General features: G+C 38.8%; 15 protein-coding genes and 1 pseudogene. All 16 read left to right on the top strand.

The window, feature by feature from the left end; all coding sequences use genetic code 11:
* Positions 1–25 precede the first annotated feature (25 nt).
* The 16 genes and pseudogenes from ACFIQE_RS03880 (at position 26) to ACFIQE_RS03805 (ending at position 23374) form a co-directional block, all read left to right on the top strand.
* Positions 26–328, top strand: coding sequence for a type IV secretion system protein VirB7 (locus ACFIQE_RS03880; protein ID WP_375610598.1), 303 nt, complete (start codon positions 26–28; stop codon positions 326–328).
* Complete coding sequence (locus ACFIQE_RS03875) at positions 282–986, top strand: virB8 family protein (RefSeq protein ID WP_375621533.1); 705 nt, start codon at positions 282–284, stop codon at positions 984–986. Before ACFIQE_RS03880 ends, ACFIQE_RS03875 begins: the two co-directional genes overlap by 47 nt.
* Complete coding sequence (virB9, locus tag ACFIQE_RS03870) at positions 983–1849, top strand: P-type conjugative transfer protein VirB9 (RefSeq protein ID WP_375634366.1); 867 nt, start codon at positions 983–985, stop codon at positions 1847–1849. The genes ACFIQE_RS03875 and virB9 overlap by 4 nt, the downstream gene beginning before the upstream one ends.
* On the top strand, positions 1842–3002 hold the full coding sequence (gene virB10, locus ACFIQE_RS03865; RefSeq protein ID WP_375612191.1) for a type IV secretion system protein VirB10: 1161 nt from the start codon (positions 1842–1844) through the stop codon (positions 3000–3002). Before virB9 ends, virB10 begins: the two co-directional genes overlap by 8 nt.
* Positions 2999–4069 carry a P-type DNA transfer ATPase VirB11 gene (gene virB11 / locus ACFIQE_RS03860; RefSeq protein WP_375610602.1) on the top strand — a complete coding sequence of 357 codons (1071 nt, stop codon included), beginning with the start codon at positions 2999–3001 and terminating at the stop codon, positions 4067–4069. Before virB10 ends, virB11 begins: the two co-directional genes overlap by 4 nt.
* Before the next feature lie 61 nt (positions 4070–4130).
* Positions 4131–4349 (top strand): antitoxin VbhA family protein, encoded by a 219-nt coding sequence (locus tag ACFIQE_RS03855; protein WP_375607250.1) that lies wholly within the window; start codon positions 4131–4133, stop codon positions 4347–4349.
* A 10-nt stretch (positions 4350–4359) separates the two neighbouring features.
* Positions 4360–5994 carry a BID domain-containing T4SS effector gene (locus tag ACFIQE_RS03850; RefSeq protein WP_375707287.1) on the top strand — a complete coding sequence of 545 codons (1635 nt, stop codon included), beginning with the start codon at positions 4360–4362 and terminating at the stop codon, positions 5992–5994.
* A gap of 155 nt (positions 5995–6149) precedes the next feature.
* Entirely contained in the window at positions 6150–8066 is a 1917-nt protein-coding gene (traG, locus tag ACFIQE_RS03845) for a Ti-type conjugative transfer system protein TraG (RefSeq protein WP_375634755.1), read from the top strand.
* A gap of 516 nt (positions 8067–8582) precedes the next feature.
* Complete coding sequence (locus tag ACFIQE_RS03840) at positions 8583–10211, top strand: BID domain-containing T4SS effector (protein ID WP_375707286.1); 1629 nt, start codon at positions 8583–8585, stop codon at positions 10209–10211.
* Between the two features lie 248 nt (positions 10212–10459).
* Positions 10460–10642, top strand: a pseudogene (locus ACFIQE_RS03835) (type IV secretory system conjugative DNA transfer family protein); the annotation flags it as partial.
* Positions 10643–11841: 1199 nt separating this feature from the next.
* A complete protein-coding gene (locus ACFIQE_RS03830; RefSeq protein ID WP_375707285.1) occupies positions 11842–13440 on the top strand; it encodes a BID domain-containing T4SS effector in 1599 nt (532 codons plus the stop codon).
* A 309-nt stretch (positions 13441–13749) separates the two neighbouring features.
* A complete protein-coding gene (locus ACFIQE_RS03825) occupies positions 13750–14919 on the top strand; it encodes a BID domain-containing T4SS effector (RefSeq protein WP_375707284.1) in 1170 nt (389 codons plus the stop codon).
* Between the two features lie 344 nt (positions 14920–15263).
* Positions 15264–16103, top strand: coding sequence for a BID domain-containing T4SS effector (locus tag ACFIQE_RS03820; protein WP_375707283.1), 840 nt, complete (start codon positions 15264–15266; stop codon positions 16101–16103).
* 354 nt (positions 16104–16457) lie between these two features.
* A complete protein-coding gene (locus ACFIQE_RS03815; protein ID WP_375707282.1) occupies positions 16458–17738 on the top strand; it encodes a BID domain-containing T4SS effector in 1281 nt (426 codons plus the stop codon).
* Positions 17739–18030: 292 nt separating this feature from the next.
* Complete coding sequence (locus ACFIQE_RS03810; RefSeq protein ID WP_375707281.1) at positions 18031–19812, top strand: BID domain-containing T4SS effector; 1782 nt, start codon at positions 18031–18033, stop codon at positions 19810–19812.
* Positions 19813–20128: 316 nt separating this feature from the next.
* Positions 20129–23374 (top strand): BID domain-containing T4SS effector, encoded by a 3246-nt coding sequence (locus ACFIQE_RS03805; RefSeq protein ID WP_375707280.1) that lies wholly within the window; start codon positions 20129–20131, stop codon positions 23372–23374.
* The last annotated feature ends 207 nt before the right edge of the window (positions 23375–23581 follow it).

Below are 23581 nucleotides of genomic sequence, written 5' to 3'. Positions count from 1 at the left end.
TCCAAGATATTTGTGAGTTCAAAAAATGAAACGAAAAATAACTTTTGTTATGGTCCTAACAATCGCTCTTACTGGTTGTGCCTCTTTGAGTGGCCCTAAAAAACCACCACGCTGTAATGGCAAACATACACGCGCTTTAAATAAAGATAAGTGGAATTGGGACAATAAAAACATTGTCTACCCAGAAAAGAGCGTAAAGCCTGTTACCACTCCCATCATTCTCAATACTTTGGAAAGTGAAAAAGTAACAGCCAATTCAGCTTTATTAAAGCCGGTTATTCATGAAGCACGATCTGATAAAACTGTGGAGGTTATGCGTGAAAAGTGATGCCCTTGAAGAATATATAAAAGAAGCGCGCTCATTTGACATTGATCGCATGCATAGCATGCGCGTGCGGATGAAAATCTCCATGGCTTTAACAGTGCTTTTTGGATTGATGACAATTGCGCTGGCTTTAGCTGTCGCAGCTTTGACACCTTTGAAAACAGTAGAGCCTTTTGTTATCCGCGTTGATAACTCAACAGGCATTATTGATACTATAAGCGCCCTAAAAGAATCCCCTAACGACTATGATGAAGCGATAACGCGTTATTTTGCCAGCCAATACGTTCGCGCTCGTGAAGGTTTTCAAGCATCAGAAGCAGAAAACAATTTTCGCTTAGTCTCTCTTTTATCTTCTCCAAAAGAACAAAACCGTTTTGCAAAATGGTACGCAGGCAATAATCCAGAAAGTCCGCAAAACATTTATCATAACATGATTGCTACGATCACAATCAAATCAATCTCTTTTATAAGTAAAGATCTTATCCAAGTTCGTTACTATAAAACGATCAGAGACTTGAATGAAAAAGAAAATATTTCCCATTGGATTTCAATCTTAAATTTTTCCTACGTGAACGCACACATTTCAACGTCTGATCGTCTTATCAACCCTCTTGGTTTTCAAGTATCGGAATATAGATCTGATCCAGAGGTGATAAAATGATCAGACTTTTACAAACAATCTCTTTAATTTTTACGATCACTGTCAGCTTTCACACAGTTCTCTCACTTGCGGAAACAGCGCCTGTCAGTGCACGTAAAGATAACCGCATCAGATTTGTCAATTATGACCCCTACAACGTCGTACAAATCATTGGCTCCATTCGCTCTTCGGTTCAACTAGAATTTGCCGTTGATGAAGAAGTAACCTATGTAGGAATTGGAAATTCGGTTGCTTGGCAAGTTGCACCGGCTGGACACTTTGTTTTTCTCAAACCACGTGAAGTTCAGCCTGTGACAAATTTACAAATTGTCACAAGCCGCCAAGATGGAACACAACGCTCTTATCAATTCGAGCTACAAGTCCGTGAAGGCGATGTTTCAGCCGGCAATGAGACGTATTTCTTGGTAAAGTTTCGTTATCCAGAAGATGAAGCCTTACGTAAGAAATTAGCCGAAGCAGAAAAAGAAAAACAACGTGAAGAAAACTTTGTCAATGATATTTTAAATATCCATGAAGATTTTGGACCACGCAATTGGGCTTATGAAGCTCAAGGCTCATCTCTTATTGAACCTGCTTCTGTCTATGATAATGGGAAAACAACAACCTTTACCTTTTTAGGCAACATTGAAATCCCTGCCATTTACATTGTATCGCCTGATGGGCAAGAAGCGCTTATTCCCAAATCGATTAAAGGCAACAAGGTTATTGTTCATGCAACAGCTGCACAATTCACGCTACGACGTGGGAATGAAGTATTGTGCATCTTTAACAAAAGGTTCGTACCAAAAGGAATTAATCCTGAAACAGGTACGACATCACCATCTGTACAACGTAAAGTGAACCTAGGAAGCAGCCATGAATAACACCGTGGATGAAAAAAGCATTAATGATCGCGATACAATAAAAAATGCTCAAGGGAAAAGTCAACAAAACAATGTGGGGAAAGCTATTGCTCTTATTATTCTTTTCAGTGTCTGTCTTTATTTAGCCTATTCAACACTTGTTACAGACAAAAAGCAACCAATTGAATCTTCAAAAGAAGGAAAAGTTATAAAACAAACAGAGCTTTTTCATCCTGCAAAGCCTACCCCTCCCCCCTTTGAACAGCCTCAACGAAATAACGCTCTATTACCAAAAGTCGAGCTACCAACACCAAACATCAATCAATTAAATTCTGATGACTCACTGCTGGAGGCAGCACAACGTGCTCCTGTATTAGCTTATGCAAGTACACAACAAGGCAAAATAGATTCACAAACAAATAATGGTGCTTTGCCTCACCAACTTGAAAGCAAACCTGATGAAACGACACAACGTTTTAATCATCTTCTCAAACCCACAGTGCTTGAAGGTATTCGTGCTTCAACCCTTGGCAATCGAAACTACATCATCGCGATGGGAACTTCTATTCCTTGTATTTTAGAAACAGCCATCAACAGTGATCAACAAGGTTTTGCCAGTTGTATCATCTCCAGAGATATCTTATCAGACAATGGTCGTGTTGTGCTTCTTGATAAAGGCACCCAAATTGTTGGTGAATATCGCGCCGGATTGAAAAAAGGCCAAACACGTCTCTTTGTACTATGGAATAGAGCAAAAACCCCCAATGGTATCATTATATCTTTAGCTTCACCGGCAACGGATGCTTTAGGGCGTTCTGGTATGGATGGAGATATTGATAACCATTGGCTCGAGAGGATTGGGTCTGCGCTTCTTGTCTCACTAATAAAAGATGCAACACACTATGCCAATAAACGTTTATCAAAAAAACAGGAAAAAGAAGAAACTGAAACAATCTCTTCAGGACAAAACATCGCAAACATTCTCGTAGAAAATTACGCCAATATTCCTCCAACATTATCCAAAAACCAAGGGGAAATGGTGAATATCTTTGTTGCCCGCGATTTAGATTTTTCCAGCGTTTATAAATTGAAAGTCATCGAAAACAAAAAACAGATTATCAATCGAGCTGTTTCAAGAAACTTTTACAAAAATTCGGCGGTAACTTTAGAATGAACTCAAACTTACATACCATGAGCGATGAAACCGTTGCGATTGTTCTCACAAAACTTGAACCCATCAGTGCTTTTTTGAAAGATGATAGACTCTTTGAAATTGTTATCAATCGTCCCTATCAAGTCATGACTGAAGGATTTGATGGATGGAAAACAATAGAAGCACCGGGGCTCTCTTTTAATGAGCTTATGGGGATTGCGAAAGTTGTCGCCTCCTATTCCAAGCAAAACATATCGGACAAAAACCCAATATTATCTGCAACGCTACCAGGCAATGAGCGCATTCAAATTGTCATTCCGCCGGCTGTCGAAAAAGACACGATTAGTATGACAATTCGTAAACCATCATCGCAGAGTTTTTCTCTCGAAGAACTCGCCAAGAAAGGCCTCTTCTCGCTCTGTGAACAGGTCTCTTTCACACCTTTGAATGACTATCATTCTCGTTTTAATGAACTCAAAATCATCGAGCATAAATTAGCCAATGCCTACTGTAATAAAGACTTTGTCTCTTTTTTAAATCAAGCTGTAGAATGCCAGAAAAATATTTTAATTGCGGGAAAAACCGGTTCGGGTAAAACAACATTATCAAAAGCATTAATCGCCAAAATCCCTCAAGAAGAGCGTATTATCACCATTGAAGACACGCAAGAATTGGTGATACCACACCCTAACCATGTCTCAATGTTCTATTCAAAAGATGGACAAGGCTTAGCCTCCGTTGGGCCCAAAGAGTTACTTGAATCATCTTTACGGATGCGTCCTGATCGTATTCTTTTGCAAGAACTTCGAGATGGTACAGCCTTTTATTATATCCGCAATGTCAATTCAGGCCATCCAGGTTCCATTACGACGGTTCACGCATCAACAGCACTTGCAGCCTTTGAGCAGATGACCCTTTTGGTCAAAGAAAGTGAAGGCGGTGGTGATTTAGAGCGTGATGATATTCGAGGCCTGTTGATTTCAATGATTGATATCATCATCCAATGCAAACGGATTGAAGGAAAATTTAAGGTCACAGAAATTTATTACGATCCCTTCAAACAACGAAACATCTTTGGAGGTGACTAAAAGAAGATCACACCGGCTGCCAAAGGCTCTTTTAAAGCAACAATTGCAAATAAGAGAAAAAATGCATGAAAACCAACGAAACAGAAATAGAGAAAATCTTTTATCGATGACAGAGGAAGAATTAAAAAAACGCCGTGAAGCCGTTGAAGCAGCCATCAGCACCCATACGATAGAGGGAATAGCGCTTCATCCTACAACACTCAAAATTTTAGAAGAATACGCAAAGGGGAATATTTCACTCGAGAAATTTAACACTCTTATGGACAACGTAAAATTATAAGGAAGCTGCGATGCCAAAAGCAAAAGCAAAGACAAAAAATATACAGACAGTTTCTCCCCATCATTATGTCTACCCAAACACCACAACACTCAAAAATAAATATGGAATAAAAGACTTAAAATCCTTTCTGGAGAAATGCTCACATGATACAGCAGAAGCGATGGTTAATCTGCGTGAATCCCCCGTACCAGAAAAGTTTGATAGCTCCTATCTATGCTCTATACATCACCACTTATTTAAAAATACCTTTGAATGGGCTGGATATCTGCGCCATCTCCCCTTTACATTTGAAGATGGCACCATAGCCGCTATGCCCGAAATGAAAAGAACAGGATGGGAAAATCCTTTTGCACTCGGCGATGAAATCCAAGACGGTTTACAAAAATTAGATCAAACGCTTGCCGAAAAAGATAATTTGCAAGGCTTAACGCGTGAGAAATTTAACGCTGAAGCAATAAGCTTATTTAACGCCCTTAACCAACTTCATCCTTTTAGAGAAGGCAATGGACGTACACAACGGGTCTTTTTTGAAAATCTTGCCAAAGCCGCAGGGCATCAGCTTGATTTTTCACTTGTTACAAAAGAACGCATGATGCTCGCCAGTGTTGCTGTAGCAGAAAATGGTGATCTAGAACCAATGCAACATCTGTTTGAAGATATCTCTAATCCCAATAAAATACTTCTTTTAAAGGAATTCATGAGCAACATGAAAGAACTTGGGCGCAATGTTAATGATCGTCCTGTTATGGTTGCAAAAGAAGGTGAAACCTACACAGGTACCTATAGGGGTGCTGGTTATGATAGCTTTGCTTTCAATGTGAAAGGCGCTTACATCATCGGCAATAAAGAACAGCTCACGCCAGAACAACTCAAAACATTAAAACCTGGTGATAGATTTACCTTTACCGTTCCCAAAACAAAAAAGCTTGAAAGCATTCTCATTCCAGAAGAAAGATTAGCCCCTTTGACAGAAAATAAAACGGCCCAAATGGTTGCAGAAGATTCTTGTGTCCACGCAAGCCTAAAACAGGTTCAGCAATTGTCAAAAATTGTTTATGGTAACGAAAAAACATTAAACAAACAGATGGTAGAAATCATCAAAAATCCAAGCTTAGGCCAACAGCTCGCTAACCAGATTGAAAGAGCACCGCACTCTATTTCTCATCTTGCCGGTTTCAGTTTATGTGGACTACAAAACCAGACACGTGCAAACGCTAAAAATCATCTTGAGATGCTCTGTACTGCCGTTGCAAATTTCGCGTATGCTGTAAAACATGCTGAAAAGGAAATTACGCAAGAACATGCAACAGAACAAAGTCGTCGTGCAAAAACGGTAGAAATGCCAAGTCAAAGCTTGCAAGACCTCTTCGCCTTGCCAAAAGAATTACAACAAGAAGCTTTAACAAAAAATCCTTTATGTCAAAAAGAGCTCAGCAACTTTGTAAAAAAGATCAACACCCGTCTCTCACCAAATGAACATAAAGCAGTTCAAAATAATGATTATGAAACATTGGCTCAAAGCATTGGTGTATCAGAAAATAAAGCCAAACAAATTACACAAATTATTAAGCAAACCAAAGAAGTACACCAGCAAGCACAAGTATGCACAATGCACCGTTCCAAAGCATTCGCTATGGCCTGCTAAGAATAGACAAAACCTTCCTCCTTAATGAGAAAGGCTCATAAGCGAAAACTGTTTGGCGTTATCTGCACCTTTGCAAAAAGAGATGAGAGTTCATATCACACAACGGGAAAAGAGCACTTCGCAACATATTCTGACAGAATTGAAAGTAAAATACAATGAAATATACCAAAACACAAATGGTACTCATTTTAACACCGATCGCTTTAGGTGCTTTAACGATATTCCTTGTCCCTCATTTTTTATTGTTTATAACAAATGGACTAAAAAGCGATCAAATTTATTGGACACTTCGTTCTGAGCCTTTATTAGTCTTAGCACTAACGGCTGCTGTTTCATTGTTGTATAGTCTCTCGCAAAAACTGCACCTGCGTAAAATGATCACTTTTGTCTCCGTTGTCTTTTTTGGAACAACCGCTCTTTACTATATTGGTGGTGAAATAAAACGTTTAAGTCCCTATGTTGGCCAACAAGGAATAACATGGGGCTATGCTCTTCAATTCATGGACCCCATGGTTGTTTTTGGCATCATCATTGGTGTTTTTTTTTCCATCATTCAATTCGTAACAACCCTTCCCCCTAAAAGTAAGGTCAAGCGTGCAAAAAAAGGTATTTTTGGTGAGGCCGCTTGGATGAATTTAAGAGAGGCAGCAAAAATCTTTCCTGCCAATGGGCAAATTGTTGTGGGTGAAAGATACCGTGTCGATCAAGATAATGTGTGCAACATTCCCTTTGCACCTGGCAATAAAACAACATGGGGAAAGGGTGGAACAGCCCCTTTGCTAACCTTTAATCTTGATTTTGGTTCAACTCATATGATCTTTTTTGCTGGTTCTGGTGGCTATAAAACAACAAGTACAGTAGTTCCTACGTGTTTAACCTATCCAGGGTCTATTATTTGTCTTGATCCTTCAACAGAAGTTGCCCCAATGGTCAAATTTGCGCGTCAAAAAATGGGAAATAGAAATGTCATTGTTCTCGATCCCAACTCATTGTTAACAAAAAACTTTAATGTCATCGATTGGCTTTTAGACGACAGCGTACCACGCACACAACGCGAAGCAAATATTGTAAGCTTTTCAAAGTTGCTTCTTACAGATAAAAAATCAGATAATTCTTCAGCGGAATATTTCTCAACACAAGCCCATAATCTATTAACAGCTCTTCTTGCTCATGTTGTATTTTCTGATGAATATGAAGACAGCGAGCGCAATTTAAAAACATTGCGTGGTATTCTCTCTCAATCAGAAACAGCTGTTGTTAATCAATTACGCATGATTCAAGAAACAACACCTTCTCCTTTTATTCGTGAAATGGTTGGTATTTTTACAGAAATGGCAGAGCAAACCTTTTCAGGGGTTTATACCACCGCCTCAAAAGACACCCAATGGCTTTCTTTATCCAATTATGCAGATCTTGTCTGCGGAGATGATTTTTTTTCCTCAGATATTACCAATGGCAATACAGATGTTTTTCTCAATCTCCCCGCAAGCATTTTAAACAGTTATCCAGCTATTGGACGTGTGATTATTGGCGCCTTTCTCAATGCCATGGTTACAGCAGACGGTAACTATAAAAAGCGTGTTTTATTTGTCTTAGATGAAGTTGATCTTTTAGGCTATATGAATATTTTAGAAGAAGCCCGCGACCGTGGACGTAAATACGGTACATCCTTGATGCTCTTCTATCAATCCTCTGGCCAGTTGGTCAACCACTTTGGAGAAGCAGGAGCACGTTCATGGTTTGAAAGTTGTTCCTTTGTCAGCTATGCTGCCATTAAAGATCTCCAAACTGCCAAAGACATTTCAGAACGCTGTGGCCAAATGACCGTTGAAGTAACCGGAACAAACAAATCAAGAGGTTTATCTTTAGGAAAGAGTTCATACAACGTCAATTACCAACAAAGAGCCCTGATTTTACCCCACGAAGTTATTCAAGAAATGCGTCAAGATGAACAAATTATTCTGATGCAAGGACAACCCCCTTTACGTTGTGGTCGAGCGATCTATTTTAGAAGAAAAGAAATGTTAGCCGCAGCTGCAAAAAACCGCTTTGCTCCACAAAAGAAAAACTAAAAAACACCCTCTAATGGAGGCAATGCATCAAAACAAAAACATCAAAGGATAAAAGCAGAGATTCTATCTCATAAAAGCCTATAAAGAAGGAATTCCCGCTTGATACAACAAGAAAAATATGGGGAAAAGTCTTTAAATGATGGTATTATGCCTGTGCTTACCAATGCCAATTTTCTTTATAAAGCACTCTCCTCATCTCCAAATAATAAATACCAATCATATCTATGCCTTGAGAATCCTATCAGGAAACTTTTGAAGGCACCGCTTTTATAGGGAAATTTTTCTACAAAAAAATTAAAAGACAATATGCATGAAAACAACCCAAATGAACCATTCTCTCTCAGTAAAAGAAAAAAATGCCAAGATAAAGATTGATACACTCAAAAACACCTACGAATTTGAGGGATTTTTTCCTCACCCAAGTCTCAACATCTCAAAACAATATGCGTGGGGGATTTTCAAACAAAAAGTTTAACACACTCTCATAGACAATGTAACATTATAAGGAATGTAACAATGCCCAAAGCAAAAGAAAAAACAAAAGGAATTCCCTCACCCCATAATTATATCTATCTTGGTACCCAAATTCTCAAAAATAGATATGGAGAAACAGATTTAAAACGTTTTCTGGAAAAATGCTCACATGATAGGCAAAAAGCCATGATCAATCTGCGTGCAGAACCCCTGCCAGAATATTTTAATTCAACTTATCTATGCCATATCCACCAACAATTGTTTAAAAATACCTTTGTATGGGCTGGACATCTGCGCCATATCCCCTTCGCATTTACAGACGATAGCATTGCCGCCATGCCAGAAATGAAAAGAATGGAATGGGGCAATAATTTTGCAACCGGTGAAGAAATCCCTGAACTCTTACAAAAATTAGATCAAACGCTTGCCGAAAAAGACAATTTGCAAGGCTTAACACGCGAAGAATTTGTCAAGGAAGCAACGAGTCTATTTTATTCTCTTCACAAAATCCACCCATTCATAGATGGCAATGAGCACACAGAACAAGTCTTTTTTGAAAATCTTGCCAAAGCTGCAGGACATCAGCTTGACTTTTCGCTTGTCACACAAAAACGTATGATGGCTGCCTGTAGCGAAGCAATGCAATATAGCAATACACAACTGTTGAAAGATCTTTTTGAGGATATCTCCAATCCCCCTAAAATACGTCTTTTAAAAGAATTTATGGACCACGTAAACAATACGGGACGCAACGTGGATGATCGCCTTGTTATGGCAACAAAGGCAGGAGAAACCTATATAGGAACTTATAAAGGTTGTTATTCAGAAAGTTTTATACTCGATATGCAAGGAACTTACATCATTGGTAGCAAAGATGATCTCACACCAGAACGATTAAAAACATTAAAACCTGGTGATATCATTACCTTTACCGCCCCCAACAGCAAAGAGCTTGAAAACACGCTTATTCCAAAAGAAACATTAGCGCCTCTCACAAAAAGTGAATGTGCCAAAACAGTTGCGCTAGATAGTTACGTTCTCAAAGCTCAAAAGCAAGTCCGAGCTTACGCAAAAACTGTTTATGGTGACGCAAACGTATTAAACGAACAGATAGAAGAGATTATTAAAAATCCAGAATTAGGCAGACAGTTTGCTAATCAGATTAAACAGGCACCGCACTCTGTTTCTCCTCTTGCAGGTTTTAGTATATGCGGTCTACAAAATCCGGCACGTGTACACGCTCGAAATTATCTTGATGTGTTCTCTCTTGCAATTGAGAATTATGTGTATACTGTAGAAGCTACCTATAATATAGTCACTCGAGACCATAAAATTAAACAAGAACGCCTTGGAAAAGCGGTAGAGAATCCCAGTCAAAACTTGCAAAATATTTTTGCTTTATCACCGGAAAAACAAAGAGAAATCTTGTCTCAATCTCCTCAATTATACCAAGAGCTCCGTACTTTTATAAACAGTTTAGAACATCGTCTCTCATCAAACGAATGTAGTGCGATCACAAACAAAGATTATGAAACACTTGCACAAAGTATTGGTATATCAGAACAGAAAGCACGAGAAATTACCGACATTGTTCAAAAAGCAAGGAACGCTCATAGCCAATTCTACACACGCACACAAAATCGTTCAAATACACTTGCTATGGCCAACTAAAAAATATGAAACTTTGTTTTTTTGATTTAAACACCTATGTGGAAGAGATATTTTAATATTCTTATCATACATGCAAAAAACAGACTACTTAAGCGCCCTACCACCAATTTTGCACATAGCATATACACCATATCCAAAGCAATTGGACAGGATAATTGTTAATTCCTTTTAAACGTCATGATTACTACCGACGAAAGCTACAAAAGCCTATTTTATTTGTCTTAGATGGAGTCGATTTTCGTGGTTATATGAATATTTTAAAAAGAGCACTCATTTTACCCCACGAAGTTATCCGAGAAATGCGTCAAGATGAACAAATTATTCTGATGCAAGGCTCCCCTTCGCGATGTGGTTGCGCCATCTATTTCAGAAGGAAAGAAATGTTAGCCGCAGCTGCAAAAAACCGCTTTGCTCCACAAAAGAAAAACTAACTTCCTATTATGAGATCTTGACTATGAAAAGACCAACCACAAAAACAACATACATTTCTATTTTTTAAAAACCCGTTAACAAAAAGTTTTTGACCGCTTCTTCATACATAAGGAAAACATGATAAAAAATCCGTGTTTTTTCCTTTTTGTATTTTGTGTATCGTTTTACCAGTACCCATCGTCTTTACAAGAAAGTCCACCCCCCCTCAAATCACCTATAATCAAACCAACATTTCCACTTGAGAACGTCCTGCAAATACATTCCTCCAAAGCTTTTTGTTTATAATTTATCCCCTACAAACAAGCAAAAACATTTCACAACGCTAATCACCAATATCAAGACTTAAGAAAAAAACGGTTGATCTTTGAGACAACAACTCTCAAAACACCTACACTCAAGAACATCGATTTTTCCCAAAAAATATTTAAGATATACATCAAAATGAATAAATCATTCTTATACAAGCTTTTCCCCCTTTACGATATCATAAAGTGTTCTATTTTAATGATAAAGCGCTGAAAAAGGCTTTTCTCCCCAACCAAAGAAAGGGTTTCCTCTCTTATGGATCTTAAAGCAGCGCACACAATAAGAGCAACAACACAAAGTAAAAAACATTTTGTTGCAAAAATACACAAAAAAATGTTCGTATGGCAAGATATTCATATGGAGCAATAAAAAAAAATATAATGGAGAAAAATTTTTGATGACTGCTTTTGCCCATAGATTCACCAATCTGAGAGCTGTGTATGAAAAGTACCAGCACCATCCACTAACCAAGAGCGATTACACCCGCTATATCCACGCCCCTCATCAAAGCGCTCTTGCAAACAACTTTGTTAAAGGAAAAAACAACAATTTTAAGCAACATTTTTCTTTTTGACCTCTTCCTTACACCTCAAAAAACGAAGATTTTACCCAGAGTCAATTTTATAGAAAATCCATTTTCTGACCACTCATGGGCTTCATATCAGCGCCCTAAATACCAGCATTTTACAGTACAAGATAATAAACAAAGGAAACATCAGAAAAGCTTTTCAAAAGCATCACGAAACGATTTATACAACATCCATACACTGAAGGGAAAAACACTCCCTCTCATAACACCCAAAATCTCAAAAGAATACGCGAAGGGGAATTTTTCACATGCAGCGTTTAAGACGCTCATCAACCACCACCCTACCTACTTAGGAGAGATTACATGTTAGAGCAAAATTATCTATATAAAGGAACCAAAACACTCAAAAATAAATATGGCATCAAAAACCCTAAAAAACTGTATCAACGCAGTACCCATGACGTCACTAAAGCAGCCGTCAATTTTCGCCATGAACCACCCCCACGAAAATTTGATGCTTCCTATCTAAAACTAATCCACTGGAGCCTCTTCTACAAAACTTTTGAATGGGCAGGCCACACCCGTGATACATCCTTTACATTTGAAGACGGCACCTCTGCCCATATGCCGGCGATGCGTCCCAAAGGTTATGAAATTCCTTTTGCTATCGGTCCACAGATTAAAAAAGAACTCACACAACTCGAAAAAATACTGAACCAGAAGAACAATTTAAAAGGTTTATCGCGCCAAGAATTTGCTGAAAGTGCCGCTGAAGTTTTTATGGCGCTAGAGCACGCACATCCTTTTAGAAAAGGGAATGGGCGCGTCAATCGAATGTTTATGGAAAAACTTGGACAAGCAGCAGGGCATACCATTGACTTTTCTTTCATCACAAAAGAACGCATGGCAGTAGCTTGTATTGAAGCCATGCAATATGGCAATCCCCAACCGATGAAAGATCTTTTTGAAGATATCACCCATCCGCAAAAATCCCTTGTTTTAAAAGAATTCATCTCCCAAATGAGAAACGCTGGACTGGATGAAATTAACGATCGTGTTGTTGTTGCAGCAAAGGAAGATGTAACCTATGAAGGCGTCTTTAGAGGTTTTTCAGCAGAAGGTTTTGTCATGGAAATAGAAGGGGCTTTCGTCGTCGGACACAAAGATGATCTCACCCCAGAACTCGTCAAAACATTACAAAACGGTGCCCGCCTCTGCTTTCAAAAAACCAACGTTCAAAGCTTAAAAGAAACACTGATCCCAAAAGAAACATTAGCCCCTCTTACCCATGAAGAGTTATTTGAAAGGATTTCAAATGACGCTTATGTTGAAGGGAGCCGAAAAGAAATCGAAAATTTATCAAAGACTGTTTATGGTAAAACCCACGCCTTAAAGACAACATTAGATATCATAACGGCAGCTCCAAACTTAGGAAATCAGTTTGCCGATGAAACTTTACAAAACCCTCAATCAATTTCTAAATTTGCTGGGAGTAAAATACTTGGCATGAAAAGTTCAAATCGCAGACAAGCCGAACAGGCTGTTCCACAACTCAGCCAAGCCCTTAAAAATTATGGCGCAATAACACAACAAACAAAAGATGCAATTCTAGAGCAACACCAAAGAGAACAAAATCGCCTGAACCACACTGTCGAAAAACCTGGAAAAAATTTACAAAACCTTTTTGCCTTACCAGAAGAACAACAAAGGGAAGCTTTATTCCATTCTCGTTCACTGCGACAAGAACTCCATACCTTTTCACGACAACTACACAATCGTCTATCCTCAGAAGATCGTAAAGCCATACAAGAAAAAGATTATACCAGACTAGCTTGCCTCCTTGGGACATCGGAAAGCAAAGCAAAAGAAATTGCGAATACTGTAAAGAACACCCAAGAAGCACAATGCCAAGCTCGCAGCTTGAAAGTTAGTCGTTCCTCATCGCTGGCTCTTACCGGCTAAAAACGCGTGAACTTTTGCCTTCCAACAAAACTCTTTATACCAATCATTTTATCTCCATTGCGCCCACCAATTGTTTTAAAATGTTACAAAAGATAGTCCTAAAAATGAATCCTATAATTTACTATAACTTATTGATAATATTTCATAAAAAAACTGTATAAAAGACATAAATATCCATTACATATCAATATGAATAGCGCGAAGTCTTTGGAGACCATTCAGTTTGATATTCTTCTTTTGTCTTAAAAAATATCAAAAAGTGGGAAATGCGCCAAAGAGGTTTTCTAAAAATATTGAAAGGAAACAGCCATGAAAAAAAGTCACCCAAGCCCTTCTACCAATGTAGAGGAACTAAGACAACAAATTGACCAACAAAACCTAGAAGCTTCTAATGTAGAAGACCTCTACGCAAAGGTTAATAAACCACCTAAAGAACAGCGCACCTCGCCTCAATATACACTTCAACAACCACCAGAAACGGTTTATGCTCCCAAAAAGCCACTTGACCAACAAAACCTAGGAGCTTCTAATGTAGAAGACCTCTACGCAAGGGTTAATAAGCCACCCAAAGAACAGCGCACCTCACCTCAATATACACTTCAACAACCATCAGAAACGGCCTATGCTCCCCAAAAGCCACTAGGAAATCCCTATGATAGACTTGGTGAAAGACCAGGTGATGGGCGACGCACCGACAAACTCGTAAACCCCTATTCAATAACGGATTTGGCAGCACAAAATTGGCAAACACCCTACGACACAGTTGGTGAAGGTGCACAGGGTGGACGACATCCCCAAGAACCAGAACATCTCTATGCAGAGCTTGAAGTTGGTGAAAATGGTAGGCACTCTCCCCAAAGACCACTCGAATCCGTCTATGCAACGGTTGGCATGGGAGCTGAAGGCGGGCAAGAATCTGAACAACTAGAAAATCCCATCTATCAAGGCGTTGGCGGAGGCAGAATCTCCCCTCCCAGAACCCCAAAAGATGTGGTTACAACAAAGCTTTTAACAAGCGTAGACTTTCAATATGGTGTAAGAGAAACGCAAGAATGGTGCAGAGTTGTTTATGGTAACGAACATGCTTTGAATCAACAACTGGCTAAGATTCTTGACGACCCTCAAAATGCAGAAAAAGTCTTATGGAGCCTTGCAGAAAATCCTGAAAGCGCTGGTAAGCTTGCAGGTCACAAAATACTTGGTGTAAAATCTCTAAGCCGCAGAGAAGCTGAAGATGGTTTTCGTCCTCTTTGCTCAGCTCTTGAGAGACATATACATAATACACAAAAGCTCCATAAAAAGTTTACACGGGAGCATGAAAGAGAAAGAGGTCAAAGACAAGAAAGTCCAGAAAGAGATACAGAAGACAGACATTACCACCATCATCATCGTCACGCAAGAGGACAAGAACAAAATAGTCCAGAGCACAGACCACAACAACAAAGACATGGAGAAAAAGGAATGGCTTTTGCCATGTAAGGGGAGCATAAACATAAAAACAGATAGTTTTTGTTTTTCATGTAATCTTTTTTTCAGTGAGTTTCTTGGTGCAAATCATTTTATCGTGATTGCACCAAGAGTTGTTTTAAAATATTACAAAAAATAATTCTAAAAGTGGATCCTATAATTTATCATAACTTATTGATAAAATTTCATAAAAAAACTGTATAAAAGACATAAATGTTCATTACATATCAATATTGAATAGCGCAGAATCTTTGGAGGTCATTCGGTTGGATATCTTCCTTTATATCAAAGTTATCAAAACTAAAAGTGGGGAATGCACCAAAGAGGTTTTCTAAAAATATTGAAAGGAAATATGTATGAAAAAACATCATCCACATCCTTCTGCAAATCCAGAAGCCCTCTATGCAAAAATTAATAAACCAACCAGAGGAAACCAGCGCGGACCAACCCCAGAAGAGGAAGTTCTATACGCATCCGTTAGCAGTGTTTCTCCTTCAAGAGGGAGACATCCTGATCGGGGAAGAGAAAATCCTGAAACCGATTACACAGAGGTTGCTCCCCCAAAACACGAAGCTGAGGTTACATACGCATCCGTTAGCAGTATTTCTCCTTCAAGAGGTAAACATCAAAGGACAGAAAATCCTGAAACTGACTATACAGAGGTTTCTCCACAACAAAAAGGAAGATCATCTTCACCTTCTCTCACAACTGATCAAAAGAGTGTAATGCTTTTAAAAAATCCACAGGTCCAAGCACGTGCAGAAGAGGTCATACATTGGAGTAAAATTGTTTATGGCAATGATACAATTTTCCAAAAACATTTGCAAAGCATACTTACAGATCCCAATAAAGGAAAAGAGCTTTCAGATCAACTTGCTGAAGATCCTGAGTCTATACATAAGCTTGCGGGCCGTACCGCACTTGGACTAAAAAGTCAAACACGCAAAGAAGCTGAAGAGGGTTTTAAATCGCTTGTTGACGCCATTGATGATTATACAAAGGCTGTAGAAAGAGCCACAGAGAGGCTATCGCAAACCCCTCTAGCGGAACAAAGACGCCGTCAAGAAAATTCTCAGCAAGTTGAGAGACACCATCATCATCATCGTCATCACGCAAGAGGACAAGAACAAAATAGTTCAGAGCACAGCCCTCAAAGACAAAGACAAGGAGAAAAAGGATTTTCTTATGCCATGTAAAGGGGCATAAACATAAAAACAGATAGTTTTTGTTTTTCATGTAATCTTTTTTTCAGTGAGTTTCTTGGTGCAAATTGTTTCATCGCGATTGCGCCAAGAATTGTTTTAGAATGTTACAAAAAATAGTCCTAAAAATGGCGCCTGTAATTCACGATAACTATTGATAACTTATTGATAATATTTCACAAAAAAACTGTATAAAAGACACAAATGTCTATTAAGCTGATTGCAAATAGCGCAGATCTTTGGAAGCTCATTCAGCTCGATATTTTTTTTGTCTCAAAGCGATCCAAGCATAAAAGGCAAGAATGCTCCAAAGAGGTTTTCTAAAACAATTTTTGAAAGGAAACATGCATGAAAAAAAAACACCCTCATCCTTTTCCATCCTCTTCAATACAAGAACTTATAAAGCTCTATGAACAAGCGGCGGCAGAGGTCTCAGGCGCAGCCCCCCTTCCTAAAGAAACACCTTCAAAAAGCAAAAGACTATCATCCATACCGGAAGAAGATGAGGAAAGACAATCTCTTTTAAGCGAAGAAACTGTACATGCATCAACAAATCGAACAGTTTCGTTAGCAAGAGGCAGCTCTACCAAAAGGCAGCAAAAACCTGAAACGACACACTCAACAGTTACTTCACAAGTTACCCAAAGGACAACAAGAGTTCTCTCAGAGGAAGAAATCATTCTATTGCTTCCACACCATTCATTGGTTCGAACCTATCAAGAGGAAATCCAACGTTTATCCGCAAGTGCCTATGGTAACCCAAACATTTTGCAAGAAAAAATGCAGGAAATTCAAAGAAATCCCGCTGCAGGAGAGGAGCTCTCATGGCGCATGGCAGCCCATCCTGAAAGTCTTGCTAAACTTTCCGGCACCAGCGCGTTGGGCTTTAAAAATCGAACGCGTAGACAAGCAGAAGAAAGTTTTTCCGCTCTATGCATTACTATTGATTGTTATACAGAAGCTGTAAAGCAGGCAAGAGAGAGCCTCGTACAATCTCCAGATCAAGAACTCAAAAACTATAAACGCTTAATGGGGAAGGAAGCCGTCGCTGAACTTCTACAAAAACCAGATCAACGTGAAAAAGAAACTCTTTCAGAGACAGAAATTTCTACCCAAATTCATCAACATTCAAAAGTCAAAAGACACCATGCCCAAATCCAATATTGGTGCGGAGTTGTTTTTGGCAACACAAACATTTTGCAATCACAGGTGGAAACACTTTTCCAAAACCCTGAAACGATAGAACAGCTGGCACAGCAACTTATTGGAAATCCTCAATCTATTCACAAGTACGCTGGTCATAACTTTTGTGGCTTTAAAAATCAAGCACGCAGACATGCTGAAGCGGGTCTTTCTCACCTCATTGACGCCGCTGACAATTATGCAACAGCTGTAACACAAGTAAGAGAGAATCTTTCAAAAACTCAGCAGACAAAACAAGAACATAATGAAGCATCTTCTGAGAGAGCGAAAATCTTGCATCAACAACAAAGCGTCTCACAGTCTGCTCAACGCGTTGAGCTTTCAACAGTAACGCATGAAGGAGCAACAACCTCTACTCAACAAAGAGAAACAGATATTCGTCCTCGCAAAACTGCCGCCCCAAAAGCGATGGCTTTTGCCAGCTAAACAGACATAAGTTTTCACGTTGAATCCAACGTCTTGGCGCAACCATAGCAGAGGTGATTTGCGCCAAGAAATGGAGAAATTCATTCCTCCACTACTTAATCTCAGCTATTGATCAAACAATATTTAGAGAGTGATCATGATCTGCACTAAGAGAGTCAAATCTTGTGAAACTTCTCAGTTTCATATCCTCTCTCATAAAAGCAAATGAAAAAGCATAAAACAGAATAAAAACCAACGTACATTTTTAAATAGTATTTAAAAACAATATTGGAAGAGTTTGAAAGGAACATGCATGAAAAAAAGAAATCCCTCCCCTTTTATCACCGAAATGATGGAAAAATTTCAACAACCGGCTGAACAATCCCCCACCAGAACCCCTCCTTCCCAAGTTTCTCAAAGTTTGCCAAAACCAACTGTACAAAAACGCCCAGAAAATTTATCACACCACCCAAAAGTTGCTCCACCACCACCCCCTCGTATGAAAAGCCCAATGCAAACCAGCACAATGCCTCCTAACGCCAAAAACCAAGAGACGCCTCCCCCACAAAAAAAAGCAGCTCCACCAAAACCTCCGCGTGTAAAAGAGAGACAACAACATAAACAAACAGTTCAAGAGTCCCCCTCCCTACAGACAAAAGTGGCTCCACCCCCTCCTCCACGCATGAGAGAAAAAACACAAGCCGACGCAAAAATCACCAGCTCACAAATCCAAGAACATTCCTCTCCGCACACAAAAGCAGCTCCACAAAGACCTCCACGCGCAAAAGATAAGCAACAAAACAAAACAACAGCTCAAGAGGGAGAACATCTCTATGCAACGCCTGCTCCGCCCCTTCCCCCACGCATGAGAGAAAGAGTACAAAACGGCACAAAAATCCAAAATCCTGAAACACACGAACCAAGTGTTAGACCCAAAACACTATCACATATGAAAGTCAGGCAGCAAAGCAGTTCATCATCACAAGACAGTGGAACATATGCCGTCCCGCCTTCAAGAAAACCGCACCGTATGGAAAACAGAAAACAAAGCGATACTGTCGTCCAAAAGCCTGCCTCTCCACACACAGCAATTGAACAACCAAAACCGTCTCACGAACAAAAACCATCTATTAATACAATGGAAAGAGAGCTATTGCTCGTAGCATATCAAGAAGAGATACGATTTTTGTGCAAAAAGGTTTATGGCGACCGACTTATTTTAGAAGAAAAAATAGCAGAAATTAAAGAAAACCCTGATATGGGAGAACAACTCTTATGGGATGTTACAGAACAGCCTAAGTCTATTTCTAAGCTTGCTGGTAGAAAAGTTCTTGGCATAAAAAATCATGCGCGCAAACAAGCTGAAGAAGCTCTTCCCACCCTATGTGCTGCCATTAACGGTTATGTGTATACTTCAAAATATACAAAAAGTGAAAATATTTTACAAGGTTCTCACACGGAACAACAACATCAGCGACAAGCACAAGAGGAAGAGCTAACAAATCAACATTTACAAAATCCGCTCAATTCAGAAAAGAAAATAAAGCCTCTCTCAAATGAGGAAATTGCCCGCAGAGTTCAAAAAGATCCATCGGTTCAATATGGTCAAAGAGAGATCCAATATTGGTGCCAAATTGTTTATAAGGATCCATTTATTTTGCAATATAGACTAGAAGATATGCACAAAATTCCAGAGATGGGAGAAGAGCTTGTATTTCAAATTGAAAAGGATTCTACATCTTTTGCTCCACTTGCTGGTAGAAAAAACCTTGGCGTAAAAAACGGAGCACGCAAAGCTGCTGAAGAAAATCTTCCTACCCTTTGTACCGCCATTAAGGATTATGCTGATACGATAAAACAGTTAAGAGAAACCATTGTGCAAAACCATCAGGAAGAACAACAAAAACGTCATCAACCACTTACCGATCTCGATAAAAAATTACAAAAGCAGCAAAGCTTATCGCAGCCCCCGAAGCTGCCTGAACGCTCAACAGCAAAGCGGCATCAAGAAGTTGCAGCAACTTCTAGACAAGAAGACCAGCCGCATGTTCGACCGCGCAGAGCCGAAACATCAAAAGCAATGGCTTTGTCGTGATAAATCTCCTAATTGTTGGCTTTTTATCCAAAACTTTGGTGCAATTATCTTGTCAAGATTGCACCAAAGACGGTGTATGAAATACAGAAATTTTTGAATAAGACACCCCATTATTTTACAGAATTCATTGATAAAATTTCACGATAATACTTCAAAATTATAAACTTTAACTTTGTTACATGCGAATAAGATCAATTTTTTCAATCATTCAAATAGGCATTCTTCTTTGAAGAAAACGCTATGAAAATAATATAAGGCAAAAAATGTAAACAAAGAAGATTTCAAAAATAATGTTACCATTTGAAAGGAAATATGCATGAAAGAAAACACAGAACATTGTGCCTCCTCTACACAGGAAGAATTGCAAGAACAACACTCTGTAATTAATGCAGCCATTTCAAAGCAAATCAATGAAGAAGCGCAAAATTTTTTCTACCCCAATAGCAAAGTGCTTAAAAATAAATACCGCATCAAAGATAAAGAAATATTAAAAGAATGCTGTTCTAATGATGTAAAAAAAGAAATGATAAAACTGCACCAAGAACCTCTACCAGAGCAGTTTAATGCCTCTTATCTAAAATACCTTCATCAACGCCTCTTTTCCCATGCATTTGAATGGGCCGGACAAACACGCGAAAAGCCTTTTACATTTGAAGATGGCACTGTTGCTTCTATGCCCATTTTGAAAAGAAAAGAATTTACAAAAACTTTTGCGATTGGCAGAAAAATACAGGAGGGACTAGAAAAGTTAGATAAAACGCTTGCTGAAAAGAATAATTTACAAGGCTTAACGCGCGAAGAATTCGTTGAACAAGCAGCTAGTATAATGATAGATTTGCACCACTTGCATCCTTTCAGAGAGGGCAATAGGCGCACAAAGAGACTGTTTGTTGAAAAACTCTCTCAAGCAGCAGGACATGAGCTAGACTTTTCTCTTGTGAGCAAAAAACGTAAAGACTTTGTCCGCGCCGCTGCCATGGAACATGGCAACCCAGAGCCTATGAAGCATCTGCTTGAAGATATCTCAAATCCAGAAAAATTGCTCCTCTTACGAGAATTCACCAACTCTATGAGAGAGCTTGGATTGGATGAAAAAAATTATCATCTCGCTGTCGTTGCAAAAGAAGGAGAAACCTATCATGGTACCTATAGAGGCAGTGGACCCAATGGCTTCATGCTTGATGCCAACGGGATTTTCATCTTGGGAAATAAAAAAGATCTCACCCCAGAGCAAATACAGACATTAAAAATCGGTGATGCCCTCTCCTTTACAGCACAAAAAGTTCAAAACCCAGAAAAAACCCAGCAAAAAACATTGCTTCCAGAAGAAAAAGAAGAAAAAAGAGCCACTCTTAAAAACGATGAAATAACTGAAAAGAGCAAAGACAACGCATCCATTCAAACAAAGAAAAAAGAACAAGCCCATTTTTCACCGTGTATTGCCCCTCATGCTTTACATGACAGCGTTAAAGTTATGCCCCAAAGTTTGCAAGAACAAGAAAAAGAACAAATGGCACAACCAATTGCTCAATCGGCTTCCGCTATGAGGCAAATGCAAAAAGATTTTCAAAAAAACATTTTACAGAGCAGTAATACAGCGACAAATAATCCAATATCTGTCAAAATGACAAAGGAAACACGCTCTGATCATCAAGAAAGAACAAAACAGCCCCCAAAAAAAGCAATGGCATACTGGGATACTGGTACAAGAAAAACGGACACCGTCCCTCTCACCTTACAGGAGAAATTATCATCACCGCCTGAAACCGAAGAAAATAAGACAATACATCGTAATTTCTTTTATCCCAATAGTATCACCTTAAAGAATAAATATGGAATAAAAGACTATGGAAAATTAAAAGTGCAATGTGCCCATGATACAACAAAAGCAATCATTCATCTGCGCCAAGAAGCGCCACCACAAAAACTAACCTCCACATATCTCCAATATATTCATCACACCCTATTTAAAAATACTTTTGAATGGGCCGGACAAACACGCGAAAAACCATTTACATTTGAAGATGGTACCGTTGCTTATATGCCAATGATGAAAAAAGCTGGTATTTCTTTTGCCTCAGCAAAACAGATACAGGAGGGTCTAGACAATTTAGATAAAACACTTGCTGAAACGAATAGTTTAAAAGGCTTAACCCGCGAAACATTTATTGAACATGTCACTGAAATGTTGATACAACTCAACTATACGCATCCTTTCAGAGAAGGTAATGGACGCACACAACGAATGTTTTTTGAAAAACTTGGGCAAGTTGCTGGCCACACACTCGACTTTTCTCTTGTAACAGAAAAACGCATGAATCTTGCCAGCATTGCATCGCTAAAACATAAAGATAAAGAAGAAATGAAACATCTGCTTGAGGATATCTCAAATCCAGAAAAAATACTTATTTTAAAAGAATTCATGGACAGTATGAAACATATCGGGCTTGAGAGTATTCATCATCATCTTATTATAACAGCAAAAGAAGGTCATACCTATAAAGGCTTTTACAGAGGCAGTGGACCCAATGGCTTTATGCTTGATGCTAACGGAACTTTCATCTTGGGAAATAAAAAAGATCTCACCCCAGAGCAAATACAGACATTAAAAATCGGTGACGCCCTCTCCTTTACAGCACCAAAAATTCAAAACCAGCAAGAAGTGCTTATCCCCGCACAAACAATAGCCCCCCTTACCAACAATGAAATTGCCACAAGGATAAAAAACAACGTTTCCATTCAAGCAAGAAGAAAAGAAATAGAAACTTTGTGCCAAATCATTTATGGCAATCGTCATATTTTGCGGGAAAGAATTGAGATGATCCATGAAAATCATACTGAAGGAGAACAACTCACCTATCAAATTACCACCTCTCCCCAATCGATTTCTAAGCTTTCTGGTAGCAATGTATTTGGCATAAAAAACAACGCGCGCGCCCATGCTGAAGAAAATATTTTGCCCCTCTGTAGAGCCATTGATCGTTATATCAATATTTCTAAACAAACAGAAAGAGACATTCTCCATACCCATCATGTAAAACAAAGGCGGTGTGAACAGTCGGTAGAAATGCCTAAGGCTTGGATGAAAAATCTCCTTTCCTTGTCAAAAGCACAACAGCAAGAAATGTTATCAAACTCTCCTGAATTAAGGGGGGAGATAAGGACTTATATCAAAAAAATCAATGAGCGCTTATCTTCAAACGAGCATGAAGTTATAAAAGAAAATAATCCTGAAAGACTTGCGAAGAGTCTTGGCACATCAACCATTAAAGCAAAAGAGATTATGGAAATAATCAAGCAGATAAAAGAGATAGAACCGCATATACAACCCATGTATTTTTATAACCATAAATTCGATGAGCGCTTCGCACCAAACCAGTATCAATCTATCCAGCATCAATCTATAAAGAAAAACAATGAAAAAAAATGTTCCAACACCCTTGATAAAGAAGCAATTAAAGTGCAAAAAATGACAGAAAACGTCAATCAGAGTCCCAAAAGACAAGAAAATATTCAACCTCACAAAACGGCGCACACAAAAGCAACGGCAATGAATGTCTAAAAGGTTCATAAACTTTAACTTTTTCGCCCCCTCTGGTAAAAATGATAGCCTTTATCCCCTTGCCTTCATCGGCAAATCAATCGCACCTCAACGAGAATGGAAACCATGAGAGAGCAACTTTATCTTATTTTCTCAGATTTTATCCTCATCAACTGTGAAAAGAAACCTGAACAAGAAAAATGCTGTTGAAAGATCATGTCTTCCTAT

The organism is Bartonella sp. AA1HLJMS, assembly GCF_042197445.1.
Lineage (GTDB): Bacteria > Pseudomonadota > Alphaproteobacteria > Rhizobiales > Rhizobiaceae > Bartonella.
This window is presented reverse-complemented; position numbering and strand designations above follow the sequence as displayed.

What these genes read in the sequence shown, in the direction of transcription:
- ACFIQE_RS03880 (WP_375610598.1), top strand. Translation starts at nt 26, where the DNA reads ATGAAACGAAAAATAACTTTTGTTATGGTCCTAACAATCGCTCTTACT.
- ACFIQE_RS03875 (WP_375621533.1), top strand. Translation starts at nt 282, where the DNA reads ATGAAGCACGATCTGATAAAACTGTGGAGGTTATGCGTGAAAAGTGAT.
- virB9 (WP_375634366.1), top strand. Translation starts at nt 983, where the DNA reads ATGATCAGACTTTTACAAACAATCTCTTTAATTTTTACGATCACTGTC.
- virB10 (WP_375612191.1), top strand. Translation starts at nt 1,842, where the DNA reads ATGAATAACACCGTGGATGAAAAAAGCATTAATGATCGCGATACAATA.
- virB11 (WP_375610602.1), top strand. Translation starts at nt 2,999, where the DNA reads ATGAACTCAAACTTACATACCATGAGCGATGAAACCGTTGCGATTGTT.
- ACFIQE_RS03855 (WP_375607250.1), top strand. Translation starts at nt 4,131, where the DNA reads ATGCATGAAAACCAACGAAACAGAAATAGAGAAAATCTTTTATCGATG.
- ACFIQE_RS03850 (WP_375707287.1), top strand. Translation starts at nt 4,360, where the DNA reads ATGCCAAAAGCAAAAGCAAAGACAAAAAATATACAGACAGTTTCTCCC.
- traG (WP_375634755.1), top strand. Translation starts at nt 6,150, where the DNA reads ATGAAATATACCAAAACACAAATGGTACTCATTTTAACACCGATCGCT.
- ACFIQE_RS03840 (WP_375707286.1), top strand. Translation starts at nt 8,583, where the DNA reads ATGCCCAAAGCAAAAGAAAAAACAAAAGGAATTCCCTCACCCCATAAT.
- ACFIQE_RS03830 (WP_375707285.1), top strand. Translation starts at nt 11,842, where the DNA reads ATGTTAGAGCAAAATTATCTATATAAAGGAACCAAAACACTCAAAAAT.
- ACFIQE_RS03825 (WP_375707284.1), top strand. Translation starts at nt 13,750, where the DNA reads ATGAAAAAAAGTCACCCAAGCCCTTCTACCAATGTAGAGGAACTAAGA.
- ACFIQE_RS03820 (WP_375707283.1), top strand. Translation starts at nt 15,264, where the DNA reads ATGAAAAAACATCATCCACATCCTTCTGCAAATCCAGAAGCCCTCTAT.
- ACFIQE_RS03815 (WP_375707282.1), top strand. Translation starts at nt 16,458, where the DNA reads ATGAAAAAAAAACACCCTCATCCTTTTCCATCCTCTTCAATACAAGAA.
- ACFIQE_RS03810 (WP_375707281.1), top strand. Translation starts at nt 18,031, where the DNA reads ATGAAAAAAAGAAATCCCTCCCCTTTTATCACCGAAATGATGGAAAAA.
- ACFIQE_RS03805 (WP_375707280.1), top strand. Translation starts at nt 20,129, where the DNA reads ATGAAAGAAAACACAGAACATTGTGCCTCCTCTACACAGGAAGAATTG.